We start from the raw sequence: 26643 nt of genomic DNA on the forward strand, positions 1-26643 counted from the left end.
GGTCAGTGTTCGCTCTGTGGGCAGGCGGACGCGGCGACGTCATGACGCTCGGTCAGCGTCGTGTCGAGAATCCGCAGTACCAGCGCCGTGAAATCCAGCCCCACATGCGCGGCTGCCTGTGGCACGAGGCTGTGATCGGTCATGCCCGGCGAGGTGTTGACTTCCAGCAGCCAGAAGGCGCCGTCCGCATCTTCCATCACATCGACACGCCCCCAGCCCTCGCAGCCCAGCACGTTGAATGCATTGAGCGAGAGAGTCGCCAGTTCGGCTTCGCGCGCAGCCTCCAGACCGCAGGGCAGCAGGTAGCGAGTGGTATCGGTCAGGTACTTGGCATCGTAATCGTAGAAACCGCTGTCCGCTTCGATGCGAATGGCCGGCAACACCTCACCGTCCAGCACCGAGACCGTATATTCCGGCCCCTTGATAAACTGCTCGGCCATGACGACACCATCGAAACGACAGGCATCCTGCCAGGCGGCCTTGAGAGCGCCAGCCTCCTCGACGATATGGATGCCCAGCGTCGAGCCTTCGTGCACTGGCTTGACCACTACCGGCGTACCGAGCGTCTCGAGCACATTCTGCCAGTCAGTGTCCGCCGCCAGCCGACAGGAGCGTGGCGTCGGCAAGCCTTCGACATCCCAGAGTTTCTTGGTGCGCAGCTTGTCCATCCCCAGCGCGGAGGCCAGCACGCCACTCCCCGTATAGGGGATGCCCAGAAGCTCAAGCGCCCCCTGCAGAGTGCCGTCCTCGCCACCACGTCCATGCATGGCGATGAAGACGCGGTCTGCGCGCAGCGCCTCCAGACCGGCCAGGCCATGGGCCATGTCGTACCCCTGCACATCGAGGCCGGCCCCTTCCAGGGCCGCAAGCACCGCCGCACCACTCTTCAGCGATACCTCACGCTCGGCACTCACTCCACCGAACAGCACCACGACGCGACCATAGCGTGTCGCCATTTCCGGCTTCACCGCGGTCATAGCGCCACCTCGGAAAGCTTGAGACCCGCACCGGCCAGTGACAGGGCGATGCCACCGACATCACCCGCCCCCTGGGTGATCAGAATATCGCCCGGGCGCAGCACATTGTTGAGCAGACTCGGCAACGCACGCTTGTGCTCGACGAACAGCGGATCCACCTGCCCACGCTGACGGATCGAGCCGGCCAGAGAGCGGCCGTCAGCCCCCGGAATCATCGCCTCTCCTGCGCTGTAGACATCCAGCAGCAGCAGGGTATCGACCTCGGACAGCACTCGCACGAAATCCTCGTAGAGATCATGGGTGCGCGAGTAACGGTGAGGCTGGTAGGCCATCACCAACCGACGCTCCGGCCAGCCGGCACGCACGGCACGGATCACCATTTCCACTTCTCGCGGGTGATGGCCATAGTCATCGACCAGCATCACGCTCTGCTCGCCATTGGGTGCCGCGAATTCACCATGCACCTGGAAGCGACGACCCACACCGGCGAAGCTGGCCAGCGCACGCGCTATCGCGTCATCGCTCACGCCGACATCGGTGGCGATCGCGATGGCCGCCAGAGCGTTGAGCGCGTTGTGCTCACCCGGCATGGCCAGCGTGATCTCCAGTGGCGCATGCCCCTCCGGACGCAGCGCAGTGAAGCTCAGCTGACCGCCGCCCTGGCGGAAGTCGCTGATGCGATAATCGGCATCCTCGCTGAAGCCATAGGTCACGAACTGGCGCTGCACGCGCGGCAGCAGCTCGCGGACATTGGCGTCATCGAGACACAGCACCGCCAGGCCGTAGAACGGCAGGTTGTGCAGGAACTCGATGAAGGTGTCCTTGAGGCGATTGAAGTCACCCTCATAGGTCGCCATGTGGTCGGCATCGATGTTGGTGACCACCGAGATCAGCGGCTGCAGGTGCAGGAAGGAGGCGTCGGACTCATCCGCCTCGGCCACGAGGTATTCCCCTTCCCCCAGGCGTGCATTCGTGCCGGCGCTGGTCAACTTGCCACCGATGACGAAGGTCGGGTCCATGCCGCCCTCCGCGAGCAGCGTGGCCGTCAGGCTGGTCGTGGTGGTCTTGCCATGCGTGCCGGCAATCGCGATCCCCTGACGGAATCGCATCAGCTCCGCCAGCATCTCGGCACGACGTACCACCGGCACCCGATGGTCACGCGCCCAGGCCACTTCCGGGTTGCTGGTATCCACTGCCGTCGAGACCACCACCACATCGCTGCCTTCCGCGTTGACAGCCGCATGACCGATCGCCACGCGCACACCACAATCCCGCAGGTGCGCCGTCACGGTGGACTCCTTGAGGTCACTGCCGCTGACCTCATACCCCATGTTGCTCAGTACTTCAGCGATACCACACATGCCCACGCCGCCGATGCCGACGAAGTGGATGCGACGGATGCGGCGCATGCCGACACCACGATCAGAATTCCTAGCGTTCAAGGCGAGTCTCCATGCAGCCTGCCAGCATGGTCGCTACCGCGTCGAGTTCCGCACTTTCGCGGGCGCGAGCGGCCATGCCAGTGAGTATCTTGGGATCCAGCAATTCCCCCAGCGTCTCGGCGAGACGCTGGGCATTCAGCGTATTCTGGGGAATCAGACGCGCCGCGTCGGCCGTGACCATCACCGCCGCATTGACGGTCTGGTGATCATCCACGGCATGCGGGAACGGCACGAAGATGGCAGGTCGTCCGGCGGCGGCAAGCTCAGCGACCGTCAAGGCACCCGAGCGACACACCACCAGATCCGCCCAGGCATAGGCCTCGGCCATGTCGGTGATGAACTCGCTGACCTCGGCCGTGACACTGGCGGTCTGATAGGCGGCAACGGTCGCCTCCTGCTTGTCACGCCCGGCCTGATGGCGCACCAGGGGGCGCGAAGACTCCGGCAACAGTGCCAGCGCCGGCGCCAGCTGCTCGTTGAGTGCCTGGGCACCCAGTGAGCCCCCCATCACCAGCAGGTGAAGCGGTCGCGCGCGCATGGCCTGCTCCCGGGAAGCGCTCTCGGTGTCTGCCGTCTGACCGACGGCGGCGATCTCGTCGCGCACCGGATTGCCCACCACCTGCGCAGCGATGGCGGCAGGGAAGGCGCCGGGAAAGGCGGCGTAGACCCGCGTTGCCATCCGGGCCAACACCTTGTTGGTCAGTCCGGCGATGGCATTCTGCTCATGGATCACCAGCGGAATGCCCTCCAGGCGTGCCGCCAGTCCGCCAGGACCGCTGGCGAAGCCTCCCAGCCCGACGACCAGCACCGGCTTGAGTTCACGGATGATGCGTCGCGCCTGCAGAACGGCGCGGGTCAGGCGAAACGGGATCGCCGCATAGCCGGCAAGCCCCTTGCCACGCAGCCCAGCCACTTCCACTCGATGCAGCGGATACCCCGCCTCCGGAACCAGTCGGTTCTCGATGCCACGCGGACTGCCCAGCCAGTGGATTTCATGTCCCTGGCTGGCGAGAGCACGCGCCAGCGACAACGCCGGTATCACATGCCCCCCCGTCCCTCCAGCCATCATCAGCACGATGCCTGCAGAGGGCGTGTCAGCAGGGGCGTCAGAGGTCTCGGGTCGCGAGGCATCAGCCGCAGGCACTGCAGAAGAAGATGACGTCATGCCTTGGCTCCTTGCGTGGTCTCGGGCGACTTGCCGGTCTTGCGCCGCGCGGGACTCTTGCCGCGCGTCAGCAGACGAACTTCCGTATCGATTCGCATCAGAATGGCGATCTGTATGCAGCTGACGATCAAGCTGGAGCCTCCATAGCTCATCAGCGGCAGCGTCAGCCCCTTCGTCGGCAGCAATCCACTGGCGACCCCGATGTTGATGAAGGCCTGGGCCCCCAGCACGAGGGCGATACCGTAGCCGAGGTAGGCGCTGAACGGCAAGCCGGCAAGCTCGGCACGTCGGGCGATCTTGAAGGCCCGATAGATCAGGAGCGCGAACAGCCCGACGACCGCCGTGGCACCGATCAATCCCAATTCCTCGGCCAGTACCGCGAACACGAAATCGGTATGCGCTTCGGGTAGATAGAAGAGTTTCTGCACGCTGTTGCCCAGCCCCATGCCGCTCAGGTGTCCTCGCCCGAAGGCGATCAGGGCCTGGGTCAGCTGATAGCCGCTGTCGTACATGTTCGCCCACGGGTCGGTATAGGTGGTCAGGCGCTCCCAGCGATAGGGTTCGGCGATCGCCAGCGACCAACCGCCGCCGATGGCCGCTGCCAGCAGGACGATGAAGCCCCACCAGGCGACCCCCGCCAGCAGCAGCATGCCCATCACCGCACCGCCCATCACCACGATGGACCCGAAGTCAGGCTCCAGTGCCAGCAAGAGAATCATCAGCATCAAGGGCATGCAGGGCAGCACGAGACCATTGACGACACTGGCGCGCACCTTGTCGAGACGCCGATCCAGATACCCCGCCAGCCACATCATCAGGCACAACTTGGCGACCTCGGAGGCCTGCACCCCGCCGATCACCGGCAAGGGAATCCAGCGCTTGGCGCCGTTGATCTCACGCCCGACCACCAGCACGACCACCAGCAACACGAACCCCAGCATCAGCATCGCGAAACTGCGTTGCTGCCAGGCCGACATCGGTATGCGCAGCGTGCAATAGGCCGCCACCAGTCCGATCAGAATGAAGATGCCGTGACGCATGCTGTAGTAGAAGGCGTTGCCGTCAAAGCGCTCGCTGGAGATCTCGCTGGAAGCCGAGGTGACCATCACCCAGCCGATACACAGAATCGCCAATGCCGCGAAGACCAGCCAGCCATCCACTGGCTGCTGCTCGGTACTCATCGCCTGACGCACTCGACTGGCCTTGTCACCCATCCGCTTCGCCCTCGTTGCCCGCGTCCATCACATGCTCCGACACCCAGTCACGAAACGCATCGCCGCGCACCATGTAATTGGGGAACTGATCGAGACTGGCGCAGGCAGGTGACAGCAGCACGCAATCTCCCGGCCGAGCGACTCGCTGAGCATGCGCCATGCCTTCCGCCAGCGTCGCGACCCGGCTGACGCGAAGGCTATCCTCCAGCGCCAGCGACAGGCGTTCTGCATCCTGTCCGAAAAGCACCGCCTCACGCGCAAAGCGTGCCAGCGGCGCGGCCAACGGCGTGAAGTCCGCGCCCTTGCCCTGGCCACCGGCCAGCAGAATCAGCTTGCCATCGAGTGTCGGACCGAGACCGGCGATCGCCGCCAGCGTCGCGCCGACGTTGGTGCCTTTGGAATCGTTGATCCAGCGCACGCCTGCCACGTCAGCGATCAGCTCGCCCCGGTGCGGCAGCCCCGCGAAGTGCTCGAGTTCGGCCACCATGGCCTCCTGCGCGAGACCGATCGCCGTGCCCATCGCCAGCGCCGCCAGCGCGTTGGCCTGATTGTGACGCCCGGCCAGACGCACCTGTCCGGCAGGCATCACGCCATGCAGGCCTTCGGATGCCACGTGACACAGCATGAGCGTGCCGTTCTGCTCCGCCAGACGCCATTCAGCCCCTTCACTCAACTCCTCGCTGTCATCACCAGAGTCGCCCTCATCCAGGCATACGCTGAAGCTGGCGCGCGCCACTGCATCCTCCTCGGCCGGCCAGCTCCAGGCATCGTCGGCATTGATGACCGCCAGGCCCGCCCCGCGGAAGATGGCACGCTTGGCGGCCTGATAGCCGCGCATGCCGTCATGGCGATCGAGATGGTCTTCGGAGAGGTTCAGGAAGCAGGCGACATCTGCCTTGAGCTCGGGCGTGGTCTCGAGCTGAAAGGATGACAGTTCCAGCACATACAGTTCGGCATCGGGCTGCTCACGCAGCAGCGTCAGCGCGGCAGTGCCCAGATTGCCACCGACCGCCACGTCACGGCCTGCCCGCTCGGCCATCCTCGCCACCAGCGTGGTGACAGTGGACTTGGCGTTTGAACCGGTGATGGCGATCAGCGTCGGCCGCCTGCCCTGCGCATCCCGGGCCTGGCGTTCATCGAGTGCCCGCACGAACAGCGCGATCTCGCCGACCAGGCGCTCGCGTACCGGGTCAAATACGGCCTGACGCGGGTCGATGCCCGGACTGAGCACCACTTCACCAAAGCGTGACAGATCCAGCGCTTCCAGCGGCCCGAGATGGACCTCGGCCTGCGGTGCATGCTCGCGCAGATTCTCGAGCCCCGGCGGTGCACTGCGGGTATCGGCGACGGCAAAATCGATGCCACGATCACTCAGATGGCGAGCGATCGCCTGTCCGGAGACACCAAGACCGACCACCAGGGTCGGTCCTTCTGCAGGCACCGGCGGGGCCGGTGCGTGGGAGGTGACAGAGAGGGTCATCGCGAAAGCGTCCTCAGCGAACCTTGAGTGTGGCCAGGCCAAGCAGCACCAGCACGACGGTGATGATCCAGAAGCGCACGATGACGCGCGGCTCCGGCCAGCCCTTGAGTTCGAAGTGGTGATGCAGCGGCGCCATGCGGAAGATGCGTCGTCCGGTCAGCTTGTAGGAGCCGACCTGCAGGATGACCGAGACGGTCTCCATCACGAAGACGCCCCCCATGATGAACAGCACGATTTCCTGACGCACGATGACCGCGACCACGCCCAGTGCCGCACCGAGAGCCAAGGCGCCCACATCGCCCATGAAGACCTGGGCGGGATAGGTGTTGAACCACAGAAAGCCCAGGCCGGCGCCCGCGATGGTGGCACAGAACACCGCCAGCTCGCCGGAACCGGCGATGAACGGAATGTGCAGATACTCCGCGAACTTCAGGTTGCCCGAGGCGTAGGCGAAGATCGCAAGCCCCATGGCCACCAGCACGGTCGGCATGATCGCCAGCCCATCGAGGCCATCGGTCAGATTGACGGCATTGGAGCTGCCGACGATCACGAAATAGGTCAGCACCATGTAGAAGATGCCCAGCGGGATGACGACATCCTTGAAGAACGGCACCAGCAGTGCTGTCTCGGCAGGCGTGGAAGCCGTCAGGTACAGCACCACGGCCGCCCCGATGCCCACCACCGACTGCCAGAAATACTTCCAGCGCGCCGGCAGGCCACGGGGATTCTTCTCCACCACCTTGCGGTAGTCATCCACCCAGCCGACCGCACCGAAGCCCAATGTGACCGCCAGCACCACCCAGACATACAGATTGGTCAGGTCGCCCCACAGCAGGGTCGAGACGGCCATCGACAGCAGGATCATCACGCCGCCCATGGTCGGCGTACCGGCCTTGGACAGGTGGGACTGAGGGCCATCATCACGCACGGCCTGGCCGATCTGGCCATCCACCAGCTTGCGGATGACCCAGGGGCCGAGCCACAGGCACAGCAACAAGGCCGTCAGCGTGGCCAGCACCACACGCAGGGTCAGATAATTGAAAACCGTAAAGGCGCCATTGAATTGGGCCAGAAACTCAGCAAGCAGCAGCAGCATGACTCACATTCACCTTGATGCGTCGACCTTGAGCGCGGCAACGACATGTTCCATGCCTGCGCTACGAGACCCCTTGACCAGAACACTGGCCCCGGTGGGTAGATGGGTACGGGCGTAAGCTTCAAGCTCCGCCCGCTCCTTGAAATGCATGCCACCTGCGCCGAAGGCCTCGGCAGTCGCTCTGGCCTTTTCACCACAGGTGGCAACGAAATCGATACCGAGCTTGCGGGCGTAGGCGCCCACCTCGGCGTGCAGCCGCTCGGCGTCCTCGCCCAGCTCGCCCATGGCGCCCATCAGGCACCAGCGCGGAGCAGGAAGGCTCGCCAACAGCTCCAGCGCGGCCAGCATGGCCCCGGGGTTGGCGTTGTAGCTGTCATCGAGCAGACGAGCCCCATTTTGTCCTTCCACGACCCCCAGGCGACCCGGAACGCTCTCGGCGCTCTCGAGCCCCTCGATGACCAGCTGGCTGTCCACGCCCAGCGCCAGACAGGCAGCGGCTGCCGCCAACGCATTGGCGACATTGTGCCGTCCCAGCAGGGCAAGCTGGACCCGCCCCAGCGAGTGGCCGTCAAACGTCAGTTCGAAAGCATAACGCCCGAGCTCATCCGCGCCTAGCTTGCGTGCCTGCAGGCGTGCCGAACTCTCCGCCAGGTCCGCGACGCTGAAGTCGATGATATCCATCGCCTGCCCCGTCACTGCCAGCGCCTGCCAGAGCGTGAAATAGACATCATCACGATTGAGTACCGCCACCGGACGGCGCCCCCCCAGCGGACTGAGTCCGGCAAGAATCTCGCCCTTGGCCTGGGCGATCTGCCCCATGCCACCGAATTCCCCGACGTGAGCACCGGTGACATTGGTGATGACCGCCACCTGTGGCCGTGCCAGCGCGGTGGTCCAGGCGATCTCACCGAGATGATTGGCGCCCAGCTCGACGACGCCATGCTGATGCGCATCGTTCAGGCGCAGCAGCGTCATCGGCAGACCATAGTCATTGTTGAGGTTGCCCTGTGTGGCAAGGCTCTCGGCGTCGAAGCGCGCGGCATCACGCACCAGGATGGCATGCACCAGTCCCTTGACGCTGGTCTTGCCGCTGTTGCCGGTCACGGCGATCAACGGCCGCCCCCAGGCTCGCCGACGTGCCGCCGCCAGCAGACCGAAGGCGAGCCGCGTGTCAGGCACCACGATCTGCGGCAACGGGTCATCCACCGGATGCTCGACCAGCGCCGCGATCGCGCCATTGTCACGAGCCTGAGCCAGGAAGTCATGGGCATCGAAACGCTCGCCCTTCAGCGCCACGAAAAGCGGCGCCCGCTGGCTGGACAGCTTGCGGGTATCCGTCTCGATGGCCCCCAATGATCGGCCGACCAGCGCCGAAGGCAGCCGAGCCGAGAGCAGCTGAGCCACCTCATCGAAGCACTCCAGGCCAGGAGACTGCACTGACGCACTCATGCGTCGCTCTCCAGACCTTCCTGAGTGGAGAGCGCACGACGCTCGAGCGCCGCCACCGCATGTGCGACATCCGAGAACGGCAGACGCTCGCCCGCCACTTCCTGGTAATCCTCGTGGCCCTTGCCGGCGATGAGAATCACGTCATGTTCGCCTGCATCACGGATGACCTGGGCAATGGCCTCGGCGCGCCCGGCGATTTCCCGGGCGCGCTCCCGGGCCTGGATGCCATCCATCATCTGCTGACGAATGACAGCGGCCTCTTCACTGCGCGGGTTGTCATCGGTAATGACGACGCGATCGGCGCCCTGCTCGGCGGCCGTCGCCATCAGCGGGCGCTTGCCGGTATCGCGATCACCGCCACAGCCGAGTACGCACCACAGGCGCGCATCATCACGCGCCGGCAGATGGGCACGCAGTGCCGTCAGCGCGGTCTCGACCGCCTCCGGGGTGTGGGCATAGTCCACCACCACCACGGGCGCGCCCTCGCGGGTCAGGCGCTGCATGCGTCCCGGCACCGGCGTCAGACGCGGTGCCGCCGCGAACAGGTCCGCCAGCGAATGGCCGAGACCATGCAGGATCAGCATCGCCAGCAAGGCATTGTCGAGGTTGAAGCGCCCCATCAGATTGAGGCCGAGCTCACGCTCACCGTCAGGCGTCGCGATCACGGCCACCTGCCCCAGCGGCTCGGGGAAGACGTCCAGCACGCGCAGGGTGGCCACCTCGTCACGCCCCATCGCCAACACGCGCACACCGCGCTGCATGCCGGCCAGCATCAGACGCGCCAGCGCATCATCGGCATTGAGCACCGCAAGCTTGAGTTCCGGTCGCTTGAAGAGCTTGGCCTTGGCCGCGGCATATGCCGCCATGCTGCCGTGGTAATCCAGATGATCACGCGACAGATTGGTATAGCCCGCCACCGTGAAGCGGCAGCCGTTGACACGGTCCTGGTCCAGCGCATGGGAAGAGACTTCCATCGCGACCAGTTCCGCACCGGCCATGCTCAGGCCCTTGAGCGCCGCCTGGACGGCGAGTGCATCCGGCGTGGTGCGCTCGCCGGCGACCAGCGCGCCAGGGCGGCCGATCCCCAGCGTGCCGATCATGCCGGAGGGGATGCCGAGCGCTTCGGCAAACTCGGCAATGTAATGGGTCACGGAGGACTTGCCGTTGGTGCCGGTCACGCCGACCAGCGTCAGTGACTCCGGCACGCCAAAGGCCTGTCGTCCCAGCTCGCCGAGCTGCGCGCCGAGCCCCTCGAGCCAGACGACACGCTCGTCTGCGTGAGACTCAGGCGAGGCTTCCCCTTCGGAAGACTGCTGTGCCACTACCAGCGCCGCGCCCTTCTCGAGGGCGGAGGCAATGTAGTCGCGACCATCGCTGCCGATACCGGGTACCGCGATGAACAGCGACCCCGGCGTCACGTGGCGACTGTCGATCGTCAGATGCCAGTCGTCTTGCGCCATCACGAGTGCGGTCAGGCGACTATCGCTGAACACGCCGGGCCACAGCGCCATGAGCGCGCCAAGCAGCTCGCTGGCTGTCGCCAGTGGCCGTGCCAGAAATTCGCCCAGCGGCTCTGCCGAGGCCTGCTCGGCCAGATCTTGCGATGAAGTCATGCTGGAAGACCTTCCTTGTTGCTGAAGCTGGGACGTATTCGCTACACGAAAGAAATGGATGTCACGCGCCGTCTCCGGGATGCATGGCGGCAGATGTCACCGCTCACTCGCCGACGGCGCTGTCAGGTGGCACATCCAGAAGGCGCAGCGCCTTGCCGACCACGCGACCGAACACCGGAGCCGCGACTAGGCCCCCGTAGTATTCCTCGCCCTTGGGATTCTCGATCATCACCACGGTCACGATGCGCGGGTCGGACACCGGCGCAATGCCGGCGAACAAGGAGCGATAGGCCGTCTTCTGATAGCCACCGGAGGTCACCTTACGCACCGTACCCGTCTTGCCCGCGATACGGTAGCCCTCGACCACGGCACGCTTGGCGGGACCATTGGGCTGGACGATCTTCTCCATCATCCCGAGCAGGGCATGGGAATTCTCGGGCGAGATGATCTGATCCCCCACCGGCGGGGTATTCACCTTGAGCAGCGACGGCGCCAGCCGGCGACCATCATTGGCCAGCGCGGTATAGGCGCTGGCCAGCTGCAAGGCCGAGACACTGATCCCGTACCCGTAGGACATGGAGGCCCGCTTGCTGCGCGACCAGTTGGTCGGGGCCGGCAGAACGCCCGTCGTCTCGCCCGGGAAGCCGGTACCCGGTGCCTGCCCCAGACCCAGCTCATAATAGCGATTCCATACCGCGTCATCCTCGAGGCTCAGCGCCATGCGGCTCATGCCGATGTTGGAGGAGTGATAGAGAATGCCGGCCATGTCGAGCTTGCCGTAATTGCGAAAATCGCGAATCGTAAAGCGGTCGACCCGCATGTAACCCGGCGTGGTGTCGATCACCGAGTCCGGCTGATACTTGCCGGAGGCCAGACCTGCACTCATCGCCAGAGGCTTCATGACCGAGCCCGGCTCGAAGGCATCGGTGATCGCACGGTTGCGCAGACCGGCAGGGTCAAGCCCCGCACGATTGTTGGGGTTGTAGGACTTCTGATTGACCATCGCCAGCACCTCCCCCGTGCGAGCGTCCATCATCACCAGGGTGCCACCGTCGGCACGGTGCTCGGCCACGGCGGCCTTCAGCTCACGGTAGGCCATGTACTGCAGACGCAGGTCGATGGAGAGGGTCAAATCACCACCGGGCTTGGCTTCGCTGATCAGATGCAGGTCACGCACCAGGCGACCCTTGCGGTCCTTGAGCACGCGACGCTTGCCCTGCGTACCGGAGAGGTAGGAATTGTAGGCAAGCTCAAGCCCCTCCTGGCCCTTATCATCGACATTGGTCACGCCGACCAGCTGCGCGGAGACCTCGCCCGAGGGGTAGTAACGCTTGTATTCCTGCTTGTGGTGGACACCCGGAACATCCAGGTCGATGGCGGGTTGTGCCTGAGGAGGGGTCATCTGACGCTTGATGTACATGAAGCCCTTGCCGGCATCACGATATTGGCGCACACGGCGGATCAGGTCGTCAGGCTGCTGGCCGAGCGCGCGTGCCAGCAGTGACAGGCGCACCGGATCATCCGGCACCAGACGCGGGTCCGCCCACAGCGTGATGACCGGCGTCGAGATGGCCAGCGGCTCGCCACTGCGATCGGTGATCATGCCACGGTGCGCGTTGATGCTGTCGACGCGCAGGGTGCGCGCATCCCCTTGATCCTGAAGGAACTGCTGATCGAAGAGCTGCAGATAGCCGATACGCCCCACCAGGGCCAGGAGCCCTGCGAACACGATACCCAGCATGATGCGATAGCGGGCGGACCCCATGGGCCCACGCGCACTCTTGCGCGCCCCGGCGGCGGCAGAACCAGCCGTCTTGCCGCGACTGGCCGCGCCGGGTGGCGCAGTGCGTGCGCCGCGGGAGCGAGGGGCCTTGGGGTCCGAGGAAGGAGGTCGACGTGTAGCCATCAGCGAATGACCTCGACATCGTGGACATCCGGTACGCGCATCTCGAGACGCTCGGTACTGATGCTCTCGATACGCGCAGGGGCGGACCAGGCACTTTCCTCAAGCAGCAGGCGCCCCCAGCGAGCACGCGCATCATCACGCGCCGCCTCGAGCTTCTGGAGTTGCGCGTATTGGCCGCGCGAGAGATGGGAGCTTACGACGACAGCAGCGGCGGATCCCAGCAGGCAGATCATCAGCACCACGAAGCACAGATGACGCCAACGCATCTGGAACCTGATCGGCCAGTTCCCTCTCCAGCTGCCCTGCTGCTTGCGTCCCGCCATGCTGACTCCCTTATCACTCTGAACGCGGTGATCTGCACCACGATTTATCCCTGCGGGACGACCCGTCGATCCATGCATGCCAGGCATGCAACACCCGATGGCTGACGGCTTGTCCTGTTCATCGCCGCAACATGCCGGCCACTCATCACTCGTGATGACCAGCGGTACCATCAGGCGACGACCGGCGCATTATGTCAGCTTGTGGCGTTGGTCGTTAAGCGTTGCGAGGCACCGACACACATGTCGCACAACGCTGCGCCCCCTTGCGAGCGCGCCTGCCAAAAGGCAGGCGCTGGGATGACTACGATACACGCCACGAACCGGGCGTTATTTCAGCTTCTCGGCGATGCGCATCACGGCGCTGCGTGAGCGTACGTTCGCCTGCACCTCGCTTTCGGAGGCCTTCTGAGCCTTGCCGACCAGCTTGAGGCGCTTGTTGAGTTGATCTTCGCGAATGGGCATGCCACGCGGCGCCTGATCGCCACGCGCCTTGTCGCGCATGAAGCGTTTGACGATGCGGTCTTCCAGCGAATGGAAGCTGATCACCACCAGCCTTCCCCCCGGCTTCAGGGCTTCCAGGCCCGCATCCAGCGCGCGGGTCAGCTCATCCAGCTCGCCGTTGACATGGATGCGGATCGCCTGGAAGACACGCGTCGCCGGGTGCTTATGCTTCTCCCAGTTGGGATGCGCGTCCTTGATCAGGCTGGCGAAGTCACCGGTCCGCGTGATGGGACGCTCGGCGCGGCGCTCGACCACCGCACGTGCGAGACGCTTGGCATAGCGCTCCTCACCATAGGTCTTGAAGACCCACGCCATGTCCTCGGCACTGGCACGTGACAACCACTCAGCGGCACTCTCGCCACTGGTGGGGTCCATGCGCATGTCCAGCGGACCATCATTCATGAAGCTGAAGCCACGCTCGGCATCATCCAGCTGCGGCGAGGACACGCCGATATCCAGCAGAATGCCATCGAGCTGACCATGCACGCCTTCCCGCTCGGCATATTCGCCCAGGCGGGCAAATTCACCGGCGTGAATGGAAAAACGGGAATCCTCGATGGTGGCGGCTTCCGCCAATGCCTGGGGGTCGCGATCACAGGCGATCAGACGTCCACCGTCATCGAGACGCGACAGGATCAGGCGTGAGTGACCGCCGCGCCCGAAAGTACCGTCGAAATAGACACCGGAGACGTCCTGAATCAGCCCATCCACCGCGCCATCGAGCATGACACTGACATGCGCGAAGCGATCCGCAGCTTCGGATTCGGCGGCTGACATGGCAGCGGCTGATTCGGGAACGGAGGGAGCGCTGGGCTTGGACATGACGAAATTCGGGACCTTGGCACGCGTTGCGGGCAGTAAAGGCGGACGCCAGTCGTCTGGCGGTAGACCGCAGGAAAGCAGAGACATTCGCATGATTATCGATGGCACAATCGACAACCGGCGCCGGTCACGGCTTCATGTCCGCCGCCATTGCAAATGGCCAGCCACGGAGCACGGAGCGGACGGCGCCGGTCATGCGGTGTCACATGTCAGCCCTGAACTGCGCGTTTCGCATCACAGGGCTGACATCTTCAATATTAGGCGGGAGACGGCCGATAAGCCGGGTCTTGTCGTGGACAGTCATTCATCTAGGCCCTGAATCACTTCAGGGCTCAAGCAACCAACCCGCCCCCACTGCGGGCAGCAGCATAGGGGGCCTATTTGGTCTTGCTCCAGGTGGGGTTTACCTCGCCGCGAACTGTTACCAGACGCGCGGTGCGCTCTTACCGCACCCTTTCACCCTTACCGGCCAGCCGAAGCTGACGTAGGCGGTCTTCTCTCTGCTGCACTTGCCGTCGGCTCACGCCGCCCAGACGTTATCTGGCACCTTGCCCTATGGAGCCCGGACTTTCCTCCCCCAGCTCACGCTGGCGGCGACTGTCTGGCCATCTCCCAAGCGCGCAAGACTATCAGTGTCACATCGTTTCCACAAGCTGGCGCTGCAGTGCACCTGGCCCGGAGGAACGCCGAAAAGCCAGACATGCCAAGCACTTGGAAAACACCTCTCGCTTACGCTTCTCGTGGTTCCGCCGCATCCTTCATGGCTTGTGCCTTGGCATACCAGGCCTTCTTGCGCCCGCCGACCAGACGAGTGGCGATCGCCGCCATCTGCTTGACGCCGACCCCCTCTTCCCACAGCACCTTGAGAAGCGCATCACCCTCGACGCTGGCAGCCTCGTCGCCCTCACGTGCCGGAGCCCCTTCGATCATGACCACGAATTCACCGCGCGTCTGATCGCCATCCGCCTCCATCATCGCCAGCAGCTCAGCAGCCGTCCCGTCCAGGAAGGTCTCGAAGGTCTTGGTCAGCTCACGTGCCAACACGACTCGGCGCGCCCCGAGAACGTCGTGGACATCCTTCAACAACGCCTGGATACGGTGAGGCGACTCATAAAGCACATGCGTCGCGCCATCCTCACGCAGTGCCGTGAGACGCGCCTGACGTGGTCCACCCTTGTGAGCGAGAAACCCCTCGAAGGTGAAGCGATCCGTCGGCAGGCCAGCAGCGCTGAGCGCGGTAATCAACGCGCAGGGGCCGGGAAGCGGGACTACCTTGAAGCCGCGCTCCCGCAGCGCCCGCACCACGATGAAGCCGGGATCGGAGATCAGCGGCGTCCCGGCGTCGGAGACCAGCGCGACACGCCGCCCCGCCTCCAGGGCCTCGCACAGCTGATCGACCCGCCCGCGCTCATTGTGGTCATGCAGTGACATCATGGGGACTTCCAGCCCCAGATGGCGCAGCAGACGGGCACTGTGGCGGGTGTCCTCAGCCGCGATCAGATCCACTTCGCCCAGCACCCGCGCGGCACGTGGGCTGAGGTCATCGAGGTTACCAATCGGCGTGGCGACCACGTACAATACGCCTTCAGAAGACTCAGACATTCAATGCTTCGACTCGTTGAACTCAGTGGTAGATATGGACGTCAGAGACAGCCGAGTGGCCTGACCACCTGCGGCAGACATGCCCGCACGAGCAGCCACTCCGAGACCCGTCTCATTCGTCATTGCAGTATTCATCCGTCATTACAGCAGCGGCGACGCGGGCCACGGCCTCATCGCCCATCAGCCAAGGGACCGTCGTACATGGGCCAGACATGGAATCGTGCGCCTGACAACGTGCTGCGCACTGCGTCAACCATTCGGCACAAGAGCTTGCGCCTCCCACGCACCAGCCTGCGCGGACTGGCCGGCATGGCCATCGCGGCACTGCTGCTGGCCGGGTGTGCCGGGCAGTCCTCCCGTCCCAGCGGACCGGGGGCGGACGCGCTGCTGGCTCAAGCGGAGCAACAACAGGGCCAACAGGCCGCCGGCACCCGACTGCAGGCCGCCGATATCCTAGCACGCAGCGGCGACAACGCGCAGGCGATCACCATCACCTCGGACATCGACCCCGCGAGTCTGGAACCCCAGCAACGCGTGCAATGGGCCCTGTTGCTGTCGCGCATCGCCCTCGAGCAGCAGGATGGCTGGAACACGATACTCGCCACGTCCGTGCTGGAAGACGACATCACGATGTCCAGCGACGATCAGCGCACGCTGCGCAAGCGTCGCGGACTGGCGCTCGGCATGGTCGGCGAACCTCTGGCCAGTGCCCAGACGCTGATTGCCCTGCAGGCGGACACTGATGACCTCAGCATCAATGACACCCTGTGGGAACAGCTCACGCGCCTGTCTCCCAGCCAGCTCGGCGAGCTGGCCAGCGCCAACGCCATTGCCAGCGGCTGGACGGACCTGCTGCGTCTGCAGCGGCGCTTCGGCGGCAACATCGACCAGATGTTTTCCGCCATCAACGACTGGGCGGATGCCAATCCGCAGCATCCGGCCGCACGCCAGATGCCGCAGGGCATCCTCGATCTGCGCGAGCTCTCCGGCCAGGAAGTCCGCAAGATCGCGGTCTTCCTTCCGCAGTCCGGCCCACTCAAGCGTATCGCGCAGGCAATTCGTGAGGGCATCGAGGCACGCCATCGCAGCGCCATCGACAATGCCGAAGCCACGCCGCAGCTGAGCTTCTTCGATACCTCAGGCGCCGATCTCAAGACATTGTATGCCCGCGCGACCATGGAGGGAGCTCAGGTCGTGCTCGGCCCGCTGGACAAGCAGCTGGTCAGCCAGCTCGAGACCCAGAGCAGCCTGCCGCTGCCAACCCTGGCCCTCAATTACGGCACCCATGAGCGCAATCAGGCCGACAATCTCTTCCAGTACGGCCTGTCCGCCGAAGACGAAGCGCGACAGGTCGCACTGCGCGCCTCACTTGACGGTCATCGTGGTGCCGCGGCCATGATTCCCGACAATGCCTGGGGTCAGCGCGTCTACAGCGCCTTCCGTGATCGCTTCGAGCAAGAAGGTGGCGACATCGTTTCCATCGAGCGCTACAACCCCAAGGGCCCGGTCAGTGAAGCGGTCAAGGATCTGCTTTCCGTCTCCAGCCAGGATCAGGCGCGCATGAAATCCGCCAAGAAATCCGGCAGCAAGTATGGCCGCGCCCACTCCGGCAACATCGACATGATCTTCCTGCTGGCGCTGCCAAGCTACGCTCGTCAGGTGCCGCCGATGCTGGACTTCTACTACGCGGGCAACCTGCCGATCTACGGCACCTCACACCTTTACGAAGGCTCCCCCCAGCCCGCTCAGGATGGCGACCTCAATGGCGTCAATTTCGTCGACATCCCCTGGGAAGTGCCGCAGGCCTCCTCCGGCGGCAAGGCCACTCTGCCGGAAGCCGATACCTATCGCGCCCTGTCGGATGCCTCTCCGCGCATGCTCAAGCTCAATGCCATGGGCGTCGATGCCTATCGCCTGGCACAGCGCGTTCCGCTGATGCTGGCCGGTGCCGGCGGGGAACTCTTCGGAGCGACCGGCAGTCTATTCCCGCGTCATGATGGACGCATCGAACGCACGCTGCCGTGGGCGGAGTTCAGAGGCGGCGTACCACGCCCGCCGCTGAAAGGCGCCAGCAGCCGCACCGTCGAAGCCTACACGCCCTGACATGGCGCGCCCTGGAACGACCGGGCAGGAGCCACCACAGCGTCGCGCGAGAGCGCGCGGCGCCGTGATCGAAGCCGAGGTCGAGAAATGGCTGTCAGCCAGAGGTCTCGTGCCTGTCACGCGCAATTCGCATGCCAAGGGCGGCGAGATCGACTTGATCATGCGTGATGGTGACACCCTGGTGTTCATCGAAGTGCGTTACCGCGCCAGCTCCCGGTTCGGCAGCGCACTGGAAAGCGTGACCGACACAAAGCAACGCCGGCTGATCAAGGCCGCGCGTTTTTATCTGGCCCATCACGGGCTATCATGTTCCTGCCGCTTCGACGTGGTCGGCGTGGAGGGTCCTCCCCCTCTCGCCATTCACTGGATACGCCACGCATTCGAAGCGTTCTGAAGCCAACGACCAAGAGCCATCATGGATTTCCAATCTCGTATTCTCGGCCACTTCAACGCCAGCATCGACACCAAGACATACGCCAGTGAAGTGCTGCCGCCCTTCATCGAAGCGGCGAGTCAGATGATGGTCCAGAGCCTGGTCAATGACGGCAAGATTCTGGCCTGCGGCAACGGCGGCAGCGCCGGTGACAGCCAGCACTTCTCGTCAGAGCTGCTCAATCGCTTCGAGCGTGAACGCCCGAGCCTGCCGGCCATCGCCCTGACCACCGACACCTCGACGTTGACGTCCATCGCCAACGATTACAGCTACAACGAGGTGTTCTCCAAGCAGATTCGCGCCCTGGGCCAGCCCGGCGACATCCTGCTGGCCATTTCCACCAGCGGCAACTCCGCCAACGTGGTACAGGCCATCCAGGCGGCCCATGACCGCGACATGCGCGTGGTGGCACTGACCGGTCGTGACGGTGGCGACATGGCTTCCCTGCTGGGCAGCGAAGATTGCGAGATCCGCGTACCGGCGACCTCCACCGCGCGCATTCAAGAAGTCCATCTGCTGGCCATTCATTGCCTGTGTGATCTGATCGATCACCAGCTGTTCGGCAGCAACGAATAACGCCTTGCGACACACGGCGCTCACCAGGAGATTACGGCATGACGCCAAAGTACCTGCTTTCCCTCATGGCCACCGCCGGCTTTCTATCCCTTGCGGGCTGTACCACCGTGGCCGACCTGACTCACAGTGGTCCCATTGACGAGGACTACGGTGATCGCACTCTGGGCGCTCAAGTGGAAGACGAGAGCATCGAGACCAAGATCGAAGTCAATCTCGGCAAGATCGATGCGCGCTTCAATGACGCCCATGTCAACGTGAATGCCTACAACGGCATGGTCCTGCTGACCGGGCAAGTGCCCAGCGACGAGCTCAAGCAACGCGCCGCGGAAGTCGCCAAGGATGTCCGTCGCGTACGCCAGGTACACAACGCCCTGGAAGTCAGCGCCAATGCGCCTACCAGCCAGCGCGTCCAGGACACCTGGCTGACCACCCGCGTCAAGGCGACTCTCGCGGCCGATGCCAACATCGATTCCGGGCGCATCATGGTGCTGACCGAGAATGCCAGCGTCTACCTGATGGGCATCGTGACCCGCTCGGAGGCCGACCAGATCGTCAGCAAGGTCTCGGAAGTCGGTGGCATCCAGCGTATCGCCAAGGTCTTCGAGTATCTTGATTGACGTCGACCGCACTCCCTGACGTATGGGTGATAACGACGACGCCCCACAGGCCTGGCCTGTGGGGCGTCGTCGTTATCAGCCCAAGAGGACTGAAGAGGAGTGTCCGCTTACTTGATGACTCGCAGCGACGGACGCCCCTTGCGGGGAGGCTTCGGCTGATCATCGCCGCCATCCTCATCGGAAGAGGAGATGCTGCCGCCCTCCTGCTCCTCGGCACTCGCGACCTCATCGGCCGCCGCATCACCCCGTGACGCCTCCTCACCCTGCTCATCATCAGCAGCGCTGCTGGCACCACCGACACTGGCCAGAGTCGGACGTGAAGGTGCCTGAGCCTCCTCACCGGAGGTCGCCTCATCCGAGGCTGCCTCACCGAAGGCCAGGTCATCCGCACCCGGCATGACAGGCTCATGCCCGAACACCATGCCAACGCCATTCTCGCGAGAGTACAGCGCCACCAGCGCCGGTGTCGGCACGCTGACGTGCATCGGCTGACCACCGAAACGGGCATTGAAGCTGACACCCTCATTGGCGATGAGCAGATCACGCACGGCACCCGGCGCGATGTTCAGCACGATCTGGCCATTCTGCACGTGTTGACGCGGCACCTGAACGCCATCCTGCTCGGCATCCACCACGATGTACGGCGTATTGTCGTTATCCAGCAGCCACTCGTAGAGCGCACGTGCCAGATAAGGGCGACTGGAAAGCATGAGAGAACCTCTTGAACTGCAATGGATGTCACGATGACCGACGTCCTGCGACGCCGAGCTACAGCTTGCGGGCACTGACACCACGTGACGGTCGAGACACCTGACCTCGGCCCCTCCCCGCCTCATGATCCGAGCCCGGAACCCACCCCGGAGTGGGTTCCAGCGACTCAAGCACCCCTTTCGGGATTGCTCAAGCGAATCAGATACGCATCTCGCGCTCTGCCTCGGAGAGAGACGCCTTGAAGGCATCACGATCGAACAGACGCTCCATGTAGTTCAGCAGCGGCTTGACCTGCTTCTCCGGCAGCTCGATGTTCAATGTCGGCAGACGCCACAGAATCGGGGCGATGCACGTGTCGACCAGAGAGAACTCGTCGCTCATGAAGAACGGCATGTCATCGAAGATCGGCGCGATTCCGATCAGGCTCTCGCGCAATTCCTTGCGTGCCTTGTCGGCTTCCTTCTTGGTGCCATTCTGGATGGTTTCCATCATCGGCACCCACTCGCGCTCGATGCGGTGCATCCACAGACGGCTCTGGGCGCGCGCCACCGGATACACCGGCAACAGCGGCGGATGCGGGAAGCGCTCGTCCAGGTACTCCATCATCACCTTGGACTCGTAGAGGACCAGGTCACGGTCCAGCAACGTCGGCACACTGTTGTACGGGTTCAGATCAGCCAGCTCGGCCGGACGGTTGTCATCATCTACATCAATGACATCGACTGCTACACCCTTCTCGGCCAGCACGATCCGTACACGGTGGCTGAAGTGGTCGTCACCACCGGAGTAGAAGGTCATCGATGAACGCTTGGCCACAACACCCATGAAACTGTCCTCGCATCTGTTCGAGCCATGCCCGCGTCAGCTTTTGGCCTGACGAACGGGAATAAGTTTCCTCTGGGCGCCTCATCAACTGCGTGACGCGCCCAGAGGGTCAACCTTGCGTCACCCGCAAGCGACGCAAGCGGGCGCACGACCGATCAGCCGTGCGCCCGTCACTGCCTGCACGCCATTATCAATGAGCGCCACTCCGGGAGCCATCAATGAATGTCGCGCCAGTATTCCTTCTTGAGAAGATATGCCAGCAGAGTAAAGATCAGGATGAATATTAACACCTTGGGGGCCATGCTCTCAGCCTTGAGTCGCGATGGTTCGCCCACATAGGCCAGAAAGTTGGTCAGATCCCACACGGCCTGGTCGAATTCCTCTGCTGTCATGCTGCCCGGCGAGGTGATCTCCAGCACGTCGCAGGAGTCATAGTGCCCCGTTGCCGGGTTCAGCTCCGCGCCCGGAGGCACCAGGTCGCTCTGGGCGCAGACCTTTTCCTGAACGCCCTGCAATGTCTCCAGCACATTGGGCATCGCCACCAGCGGATAGACAGCATTGTTGACACCCCAGGGGCGCTCGGGATCGCGATAGAAGCTCTTCAGGTAGGAGTAGATCCAGTCCGTCCCGCGCAGACGCGCCTCGAGAGACAGATCCGGTGGCGGCGTACCGAACCAGCTCGCGGCGTCCTCAGTCTTCATCCCGATGCGCATGGTGTCATTGATCTTGAGTTCTGGCGAGAAAATCAGATATCGCTCGACCAGATCCTCGGGCATCTCCAGGTCCTCTGCGGCACGCGAATAGCGCTGATACTGCAGGCTGTGACAGCCGAGGCAATAATTGGTGTAGAGCTGCATGCCGCGCTGCAACGAGGGCTTGTCATGCAGATCCGGCTGCATCGACTCACGCACTGCCTCGCCCCCTGCCGCGCTGACAGCTCCCGCCCCCAGCAGGCCGGCCACCACCACGCCTGCAGCCAGTACATGCCTCAGCCAGTCCCTTGACCCACCCTTTTGCCCGCTCATCGGCCTGTCACCCTGTCCGGCACCGCTCGCGTCTTCTCGAATCGCGTATACAGCGGCATCAGTATGAAGAAGGCGAAGTACGCCACCGTCGCGATCTGCGCGATGATCGTGCGCTCGAACGTCGGCGGCATCACGCCAAGCACCCCCAAGGTCACGAAGCTGACCACGAACACGAGTATCGCGATACGCGATAGCCAGCCCTTGTAACGGATGGAGCGCACAGGAGAACGATCAAGCCATGGCAACACGAACAGGATGGCGATCGCCAACCCCATCACCACCACGCCCCAGAACTTGGCATCGACCCCGAACAAGGGATAGTTCACGGCCCGCAACATCGCGTAGAACGGCGTGAAATACCAGACAGGGGCAATATGCTCAGGTGTCTTCAACGAGTTGGCCGGTTCGAAATTGGGCGTCTCGAGGAAGTAGCCGCCCCCTTCCGGGAAGTAGAAGATCACGGCACAGAACACGAACAGGAACACACCGACACCCACCAGATCCTTCACCGTGTAGTAGGGATGGAACGGAATGCCATCCAACGGCTGACCCGCCTCATCCTTCCTGTCCTTGATCTCGATGCCATCCGGATTGTTCGACCCCACCTCATGCAGCGCCACCAGATGCAGCACCACCAGCCCGACGATGACCAGTGGCAAGGCGATGACATGCAGGGCAAAGAAGCGATTCAAGGTAATGCCGGACACCAGATAGTCGCCACGGATCATCTGCGCCAGATCCGCTCCGATGACCGGGATCGCCGTGAACAGCGAGATGATCACCTGCGCCCCCCAGTAGGACATCTGCCCCCAGGGCAGCAGATACCCCATGAAGGCCTCGGCCATCAACGCCAGATAGATGCACATGCCGAAGATCCACACCAGCTCACGCGGCGCTCGGTAGGAGCCGTAGATCAGCCCCCGGAACATGTGCAGATAGATGACGACGAAGAATGCGGACGCCCCCGTGGAATGCATGTAACGGATCAGCCAGCCATATTCCACATCGCGCATGATGTATTCGATCGAGGCAAAGGCCCCTTCGGCGGTCGGGGTATAGCTCATGGTCAACCAGATACCGGTAATGATCTGATTGACCAGCACCAGCAGCGCCAGCGAGCCGAAGAAATAGAAGAAATTGAAGTTTCTGGGCGCGTAGTAGCCTGTCAGATGGTCCTGCAGCATCTGGGTGGCCGGAAAGCGATCATCGATCCAGCGCATGATGCCTCGCGACGCCTTGGCACGTTCTGGATTCCCCATCACACAGCCTCCTCATCGACGCCGATCACCAGCACCTGCTCGCTTTCATAATGATGCGGCGGCACCTCGAGATTCGAGGGCGCCGGCACTCCGATGAACACGCGACCCGCGAGATCGAATTTCGAGCCATGACAGGCACACAGATAGCCACCCGGCCAGTCAGCGCCAAGATCCGCGGCCCCCATCTCGGGTCGATAACCCGGCGAGCAGCCCAGATGGGTGCAGATTCCCACCAGTACCACGTACTCAGGCTTGATGGAGCGCAGGACAGCATCCACATAGGCTGGCTGCTGGGGACGGCGTGATTCGGGGTCCTGCAACTCGGCGTGCGGGATGGCCCGGATGTCATCAATCATCTCGGGGGTGCGACGCACCACCCATACCGGCTTGCCGCGCCACTCGATGGTCATCTGCTGACCCGGTGCCAGGCGCGAGATATCCGCCGTGACAGGTGCACCTGCCGCTCTTGCCCGTGCGCTCGGCTGCCAGGAAGCCAGAAAGGGCGTCGCGATGCCAACGGCGCCTATCGCCCCCACGACACTGGTCGCACTGACGAGGAAGCGGCGCCGCCCTCGATTCACACCTCGATTAGCCATATTGTTATTGTCTCCCGAACACCACCGCATGCTGCCAGACCATTCCCTTGCCGGGCACTTGACGCTTGACTGTATTAAAGGGCAAGAACCCACCGCTCACAACTCAAGAAAATCACTTTACCAGAAGCGGCTTTCTTCAATTGCGCTCGCACCATGCGCTTGACGCCCCTATCAAGATCGCAAAAAAAACGCCCAGCACCCTTTCGGGTACTGGACGTTCTTGTGGTCGACGCCTGTTCTCTTAACGCTTGGAGAACTGCGGACGACGACGGGCCTTGCGCAGGCCGACTTTCTTACGCTCGACTTCACGAGCATCACGAGTGACGTAGCCGGCGGCACGCAGTGCCGGACGGAAGTCCTCGTTGTAAGCCATCAGGGCACGAGTGATGCCGTGACGGATGGCGCCAGCTTGAGCGGAACCACCACCACCGGCGACAGTGACGTAGACGTCGAACTGTTCGGTAGTTTCGGTCAGCTCGAGCGGCTGGCGAACAACCATGCGACCTGTCACACGACCGAAGTAGTCGTTCAGGTCACGCTGGTTGACAGTGATTTTGCCGGTGCCCGGCTTCAGGAAGACGCGCGCGGTAGAAGTCTTGCGGCGCCCGGTACCGTAGTGCTGCTGTGTCATGGCGATGCTTCCCTCAGATGTTCAGTTCTTGCGGCTGCTGCGCAGCGTGCGGATGCTCGGCGCCAGCATAGACTTTCAGCTTGGACTGCATGGCACGACCCAGCGGGCCCTTCGGCAGCATGCCCTTCACCGCCAGCTCGATCACGCGCTCAGGCTTGTGCTCGATCATCTGGTTGAAGTTCATGGAGCGCAGGCCGCCCGGGTAACCGGTGTGACGGTAGTAGGTCTTGGCTTCTGCCTTGCGACCAGTCACAGCGACTTTCTCGGCGTTGATGACGACGATGTAGTCGCCAGTGTCAACGTGCGGAGTGTACTCGGCTTTATGCTTGCCGCGCAGGCGACGAGCAATTTCGGTAGCCATACGGCCCAGCGTCTTGCCGGCTGCGTCGACGACGAACCAGTCACGCTGGACGGACTGCGGCTTGGCAGTAAACGTCTTCATGGATGAATCACCTATAGTCGGGTCTTGCACTTGAGTGCGCGACCAATCCCTATTTTTCTTGGTTGTCCGACGCCTGGCAGTCAGTGGCAGGCCGCTTGCGCGGTCACCGCCGACTCGACTCCAGACTGCCCACGCCCATCAAGGGTGATTGACCCAGGACGACTCGTGGACCGGACAACAATTCGAGCGAGCGCGCATTGTACATGCCAGACGCCCGCACCACAAAGGCTATTTCGTCTTCCGACATCGCCTCATGGCTTGTGAGGCAGCGCCAGGTATTCACGCGACTGCATTTCCTGCAGGCGTGACAGGGTGCGCTCGAATTCGAAGTCGAGGTTGCCGCCGGTGTAGAGCTGCTCGACCGGTGTCTCGGCACTCATCAGCAGCTTGACGCCACGGTCATAGAACTCATCGACCATATTGATGAAGCGGCGCACCTGATCATCGCTGTCACGCCCCATCTGCGGCACCTCCGACACCAGCACGGTGTGGAACTCGCGCGCAAGCTCGATGTAGTCATTCTGGCTGCGCGGGCCATCGCACAGCTCATCGAAATGGAACCACACCACATCCTCGTGGCGACGCAAGGCATGCAGCACGCGGTGATTGATGCTCAAGCCTTCATCGGCATGACCTTCGGCTCCGGCAATGGAGCGGAACTCACGCGCCAGTCTGGCACCGCTCTCGTCACCCAGCGGACTGTGGAACAGCTCGGCATGCTCCAGAGCGCGCAGGCGATAATCGATACCCGAATCCACATTGACCACGGTGCAATGGCGCTTGACCAGGTCGATAGCCGGCAGGAAGCGCGCACGCTGCAGGCCATCCTTGTAGAGATCATCCGGCACGATGTTCGAGGTCGCGACCAGTACCACGCCCTGCTTGAACAGCTCCTCGAACAGGGTGGCGAGAATCATGGCATCGGTGATGTCCTTGACGAAGAATTCGTCAAAGCAGATCACGCGCGCTTCCACGGCAAACTTGGCCGCCACCAGCGTCAGCGGGTTCTTCTCGCCCTTGTAATGGCCAAGCTCGTTGTGGACGCGCTGCATGAAGCGGTGGAAGTGCGTCCGCATCTTGTCCGCGAAGGGCAGGCTCTCGTAGAAGGTATCGACGAGATAGGTCTTGCCGCGCCCCACGCCACCCCAGAAATACAGCCCCATGATGTCCGGGGTCCTGTCGACGGCGGCCGGCCGCGACGGCTTGCCGAACAATCGACGCACCTTGGAGCCAAGCCCGCCATTGCCCGTGACATCTTCGACCTTGTCAGGCGTCTGGCGCGGAGTACGCACCAGATCGTCATAAAGGCGCTGCAGGTGACGAACGGCATCTTCCTGGGCGGCATCGTAGGCAAAGTCATCACGCTTGAGGTCTGCCTGGTACTTCTCGAGGGGCGTAGGTGCTGGCATGGAGAAACCCGGTGCAGGCCAGATTCAGCACTGGGCTGCATCTGGCGCGAAGTGAAACGAGGTCACGCCTGCGCCAGCATGGCTGACAATCAGGCAAGAACGAAATTGCGCGGCATTATACGCCCTGAGTGCAACTTTACCCACCACACCCGACGGGAAGTCCTGCTTCCCAGGCCCTTCAGTGCCATGACGCGCCTCGATGGCGAATGGCGCCCTTGCTTCGGGGCGACCAAGGTCTCTCTCATGACGAATTGACGTGACGCGCCAACCCATCGATATAATGGAGTGCGTACGCTTTTGAAATACAGGCACTCTTTGCCTCATGGCCAGCGTCGCTGGACACACTGCAAGAGTCTGGACATTGGCAGCACATCATCGTGATGGCCTGCCCCGGCGGTGAAGATCACCGCAGTCGTGACACAAGGA

24 protein-coding genes and 1 other RNA gene are annotated in these 26643 nt (G+C 63.3%); 4 read left to right on the forward strand and 21 right to left on the reverse strand.

Annotation, left to right across the window (positions count from 1 at the left end; translation table 11 throughout):
* Positions 1 to 2: 2 nt before the first annotated feature.
* From QD228_RS01840 to rsmI, 13 genes are all read right to left on the reverse strand, one after another.
* On the reverse strand, positions 3 to 977 hold the full coding sequence (locus QD228_RS01840; RefSeq protein WP_279874256.1) for a D-alanine--D-alanine ligase: 975 nt from the start codon (positions 975 to 977) through the stop codon (positions 3 to 5).
* Positions 974 to 2386 (reverse strand): UDP-N-acetylmuramate--L-alanine ligase, encoded by a 1413-nt coding sequence (gene murC / locus QD228_RS01845; RefSeq protein WP_279874313.1) that lies wholly within the window; start codon positions 2384 to 2386, stop codon positions 974 to 976. Before murC ends, QD228_RS01840 begins: the two co-directional genes overlap by 4 nt.
* Before the next feature lie 22 nt (positions 2387 to 2408).
* On the reverse strand, positions 2409 to 3485 hold the full coding sequence (gene murG, locus QD228_RS01850) for an undecaprenyldiphospho-muramoylpentapeptide beta-N-acetylglucosaminyltransferase (protein ID WP_279874314.1): 1077 nt from the start codon (positions 3483 to 3485) through the stop codon (positions 2409 to 2411).
* Positions 3486 to 3580: 95 nt separating this feature from the next.
* Positions 3581 to 4798: a putative lipid II flippase FtsW gene (gene ftsW, locus QD228_RS01855; RefSeq protein WP_077371685.1), complete on the reverse strand. Its 1218-nt coding sequence runs from the start codon at positions 4796 to 4798 to the stop codon at positions 3581 to 3583.
* Complete coding sequence (gene murD / locus QD228_RS01860; protein WP_279874257.1) at positions 4791 to 6278, reverse strand: UDP-N-acetylmuramoyl-L-alanine--D-glutamate ligase; 1488 nt, start codon at positions 6276 to 6278, stop codon at positions 4791 to 4793. The genes ftsW and murD overlap by 8 nt, the downstream gene beginning before the upstream one ends.
* Before the next feature lie 13 nt (positions 6279 to 6291).
* Positions 6292 to 7374 carry a phospho-N-acetylmuramoyl-pentapeptide-transferase gene (gene mraY / locus QD228_RS01865; protein WP_077371680.1) on the reverse strand — a complete coding sequence of 361 codons (1083 nt, stop codon included), beginning with the start codon at positions 7372 to 7374 and terminating at the stop codon, positions 6292 to 6294.
* 9 nt (positions 7375 to 7383) lie between these two features.
* Positions 7384 to 8823, reverse strand: a complete 1440-nt coding sequence (murF, locus tag QD228_RS01870; RefSeq protein ID WP_279874258.1) for a UDP-N-acetylmuramoyl-tripeptide--D-alanyl-D-alanine ligase — start codon at positions 8821 to 8823, stop codon at positions 7384 to 7386.
* Positions 8820 to 10436: a UDP-N-acetylmuramoyl-L-alanyl-D-glutamate--2,6-diaminopimelate ligase gene (locus QD228_RS01875; protein ID WP_240704186.1), complete on the reverse strand. Its 1617-nt coding sequence runs from the start codon at positions 10434 to 10436 to the stop codon at positions 8820 to 8822. The genes murF and QD228_RS01875 overlap by 4 nt, the downstream gene beginning before the upstream one ends.
* A 103-nt stretch (positions 10437 to 10539) precedes the next feature.
* Positions 10540 to 12201, reverse strand: coding sequence for a penicillin-binding protein 2 (locus QD228_RS01880; protein ID WP_279874316.1), 1662 nt, complete (start codon positions 12199 to 12201; stop codon positions 10540 to 10542).
* Between the two features lie 140 nt (positions 12202 to 12341).
* The gene (gene ftsL, locus QD228_RS01885) at positions 12342 to 12665 is read right to left on the reverse strand and encodes a cell division protein FtsL (protein ID WP_077371668.1); all 324 of its coding nucleotides are present in this window, start codon (positions 12663 to 12665) and stop codon (positions 12342 to 12344) included.
* 327 nt (positions 12666 to 12992) lie between these two features.
* Complete coding sequence (gene rsmH / locus QD228_RS01890; RefSeq protein WP_077371665.1) at positions 12993 to 13943, reverse strand: 16S rRNA (cytosine(1402)-N(4))-methyltransferase RsmH; 951 nt, start codon at positions 13941 to 13943, stop codon at positions 12993 to 12995.
* 305 nt (positions 13944 to 14248) lie between these two features.
* Positions 14249 to 14601: RNase P RNA component class A (rnpB, locus tag QD228_RS01895), an RNA gene on the reverse strand.
* A gap of 116 nt (positions 14602 to 14717) precedes the next feature.
* On the reverse strand, positions 14718 to 15590 hold the full coding sequence (rsmI, locus tag QD228_RS01900; RefSeq protein ID WP_279874259.1) for a 16S rRNA (cytidine(1402)-2'-O)-methyltransferase: 873 nt from the start codon (positions 15588 to 15590) through the stop codon (positions 14718 to 14720).
* A 201-nt stretch (positions 15591 to 15791) separates the two neighbouring features.
* On the opposite strand from rsmI, the gene QD228_RS01905 reads away from it, so the two are divergent.
* From QD228_RS01905 to QD228_RS01920, 4 genes are read left to right on the forward strand one after another with little or no spacing between them, the layout of a single operon-like run.
* A complete protein-coding gene (locus QD228_RS01905; protein ID WP_279874260.1) occupies positions 15792 to 17693 on the forward strand; it encodes a penicillin-binding protein activator in 1902 nt (633 codons plus the stop codon).
* Between the two features lies 1 nt (position 17694).
* A complete protein-coding gene (locus tag QD228_RS01910) occupies positions 17695 to 18087 on the forward strand; it encodes a YraN family protein (RefSeq protein WP_279874261.1) in 393 nt (130 codons plus the stop codon).
* A gap of 21 nt (positions 18088 to 18108) precedes the next feature.
* Positions 18109 to 18702, forward strand: a complete 594-nt coding sequence (locus tag QD228_RS01915) for a phosphoheptose isomerase (RefSeq protein ID WP_043332512.1) — start codon at positions 18109 to 18111, stop codon at positions 18700 to 18702.
* A 38-nt stretch (positions 18703 to 18740) separates the two neighbouring features.
* Positions 18741 to 19319 carry a BON domain-containing protein gene (locus QD228_RS01920; protein ID WP_077371653.1) on the forward strand — a complete coding sequence of 193 codons (579 nt, stop codon included), beginning with the start codon at positions 18741 to 18743 and terminating at the stop codon, positions 19317 to 19319.
* 107 nt (positions 19320 to 19426) lie between these two features.
* Here QD228_RS01920 and QD228_RS01925 read toward each other — a convergent pair whose 3' ends face one another.
* The 8 genes from QD228_RS01925 to zapE form a co-directional block, all read right to left on the reverse strand.
* Positions 19427 to 20029, reverse strand: coding sequence for a ClpXP protease specificity-enhancing factor (locus QD228_RS01925; protein WP_077371650.1), 603 nt, complete (start codon positions 20027 to 20029; stop codon positions 19427 to 19429).
* A 199-nt stretch (positions 20030 to 20228) separates the two neighbouring features.
* Positions 20229 to 20855: a stringent starvation protein SspA gene (gene sspA / locus QD228_RS01930; RefSeq protein WP_077371647.1), complete on the reverse strand. Its 627-nt coding sequence runs from the start codon at positions 20853 to 20855 to the stop codon at positions 20229 to 20231.
* A 215-nt stretch (positions 20856 to 21070) separates the two neighbouring features.
* Entirely contained in the window at positions 21071 to 21880 is an 810-nt protein-coding gene (locus tag QD228_RS01935; RefSeq protein ID WP_176492886.1) for a cytochrome c1, read from the reverse strand.
* Positions 21877 to 23139: a cytochrome bc complex cytochrome b subunit gene (locus tag QD228_RS01940; protein ID WP_077371641.1), complete on the reverse strand. Its 1263-nt coding sequence runs from the start codon at positions 23137 to 23139 to the stop codon at positions 21877 to 21879. The genes QD228_RS01935 and QD228_RS01940 overlap by 4 nt, the downstream gene beginning before the upstream one ends.
* Positions 23139 to 23735, reverse strand: a complete 597-nt coding sequence (petA, locus tag QD228_RS01945; protein WP_279874262.1) for a ubiquinol-cytochrome c reductase iron-sulfur subunit — start codon at positions 23733 to 23735, stop codon at positions 23139 to 23141. Before petA ends, QD228_RS01940 begins: the two co-directional genes overlap by 1 nt.
* A 241-nt stretch (positions 23736 to 23976) precedes the next feature.
* Positions 23977 to 24366, reverse strand: coding sequence for a 30S ribosomal protein S9 (gene rpsI, locus QD228_RS01950; protein ID WP_043332522.1), 390 nt, complete (start codon positions 24364 to 24366; stop codon positions 23977 to 23979).
* 13 nt (positions 24367 to 24379) lie between these two features.
* Complete coding sequence (gene rplM / locus QD228_RS01955; RefSeq protein WP_065392477.1) at positions 24380 to 24808, reverse strand: 50S ribosomal protein L13; 429 nt, start codon at positions 24806 to 24808, stop codon at positions 24380 to 24382.
* 251 nt (positions 24809 to 25059) lie between these two features.
* On the reverse strand, positions 25060 to 26217 hold the full coding sequence (gene zapE / locus QD228_RS01960; RefSeq protein WP_077371635.1) for a cell division protein ZapE: 1158 nt from the start codon (positions 26215 to 26217) through the stop codon (positions 25060 to 25062).
* Between the last annotated feature and the right edge of the window lie 426 nt (positions 26218 to 26643).

Source organism: Cobetia sp. 3AK (genome assembly GCF_029846335.1).
Classification (GTDB): domain Bacteria; phylum Pseudomonadota; class Gammaproteobacteria; order Pseudomonadales; family Halomonadaceae; genus Cobetia; species Cobetia marina.

Excerpts from the sequence above, each read along its gene's own strand:
- QD228_RS01840 (WP_279874256.1), bottom strand. The coding sequence starts at position 977 with ATGACCGCGGTGAAGCCGGAAATGGCGACACGCTATGGTCGCGTCGTG.
- murC (WP_279874313.1), bottom strand. The coding sequence starts at position 2,386 with ATGCGCCGCATCCGTCGCATCCACTTCGTCGGCATCGGCGGCGTGGGC.
- murG (WP_279874314.1), bottom strand. The coding sequence starts at position 3,485 with ATGGCTGGAGGGACGGGGGGGCATGTGATACCGGCGTTGTCGCTGGCG.
- ftsW (WP_077371685.1), bottom strand. The coding sequence starts at position 4,798 with ATGGGTGACAAGGCCAGTCGAGTGCGTCAGGCGATGAGTACCGAGCAG.
- murD (WP_279874257.1), bottom strand. The coding sequence starts at position 6,278 with ATGACCCTCTCTGTCACCTCCCACGCACCGGCCCCGCCGGTGCCTGCA.
- mraY (WP_077371680.1), bottom strand. The coding sequence starts at position 7,374 with ATGCTGCTGCTGCTTGCTGAGTTTCTGGCCCAATTCAATGGCGCCTTT.
- murF (WP_279874258.1), bottom strand. The coding sequence starts at position 8,823 with ATGAGTGCGTCAGTGCAGTCTCCTGGCCTGGAGTGCTTCGATGAGGTG.
- QD228_RS01875 (WP_240704186.1), bottom strand. The coding sequence starts at position 10,436 with ATGACTTCATCGCAAGATCTGGCCGAGCAGGCCTCGGCAGAGCCGCTG.
- QD228_RS01880 (WP_279874316.1), bottom strand. The coding sequence starts at position 12,201 with ATGGGGTCCGCCCGCTATCGCATCATGCTGGGTATCGTGTTCGCAGGG.
- ftsL (WP_077371668.1), bottom strand. The coding sequence starts at position 12,665 with ATGGCGGGACGCAAGCAGCAGGGCAGCTGGAGAGGGAACTGGCCGATC.
- rsmH (WP_077371665.1), bottom strand. The coding sequence starts at position 13,943 with ATGTCAGCCGCCGAATCCGAAGCTGCGGATCGCTTCGCGCATGTCAGT.
- rsmI (WP_279874259.1), bottom strand. The coding sequence starts at position 15,590 with ATGTCTGAGTCTTCTGAAGGCGTATTGTACGTGGTCGCCACGCCGATT.
- QD228_RS01905 (WP_279874260.1), top strand. The coding sequence starts at position 15,792 with ATGGGCCAGACATGGAATCGTGCGCCTGACAACGTGCTGCGCACTGCG.
- QD228_RS01910 (WP_279874261.1), top strand. The coding sequence starts at position 17,695 with ATGGCGCGCCCTGGAACGACCGGGCAGGAGCCACCACAGCGTCGCGCG.
- QD228_RS01915 (WP_043332512.1), top strand. The coding sequence starts at position 18,109 with ATGGATTTCCAATCTCGTATTCTCGGCCACTTCAACGCCAGCATCGAC.
- QD228_RS01920 (WP_077371653.1), top strand. The coding sequence starts at position 18,741 with ATGACGCCAAAGTACCTGCTTTCCCTCATGGCCACCGCCGGCTTTCTA.
- QD228_RS01925 (WP_077371650.1), bottom strand. The coding sequence starts at position 20,029 with ATGCTTTCCAGTCGCCCTTATCTGGCACGTGCGCTCTACGAGTGGCTG.
- sspA (WP_077371647.1), bottom strand. The coding sequence starts at position 20,855 with ATGGGTGTTGTGGCCAAGCGTTCATCGATGACCTTCTACTCCGGTGGT.
- QD228_RS01935 (WP_176492886.1), bottom strand. The coding sequence starts at position 21,880 with ATGAGCGGGCAAAAGGGTGGGTCAAGGGACTGGCTGAGGCATGTACTG.
- QD228_RS01940 (WP_077371641.1), bottom strand. The coding sequence starts at position 23,139 with ATGGGGAATCCAGAACGTGCCAAGGCGTCGCGAGGCATCATGCGCTGG.
- petA (WP_279874262.1), bottom strand. The coding sequence starts at position 23,735 with ATGGCTAATCGAGGTGTGAATCGAGGGCGGCGCCGCTTCCTCGTCAGT.
- rpsI (WP_043332522.1), bottom strand. The coding sequence starts at position 24,366 with ATGACACAGCAGCACTACGGTACCGGGCGCCGCAAGACTTCTACCGCG.
- rplM (WP_065392477.1), bottom strand. The coding sequence starts at position 24,808 with ATGAAGACGTTTACTGCCAAGCCGCAGTCCGTCCAGCGTGACTGGTTC.
- zapE (WP_077371635.1), bottom strand. The coding sequence starts at position 26,217 with ATGCCAGCACCTACGCCCCTCGAGAAGTACCAGGCAGACCTCAAGCGT.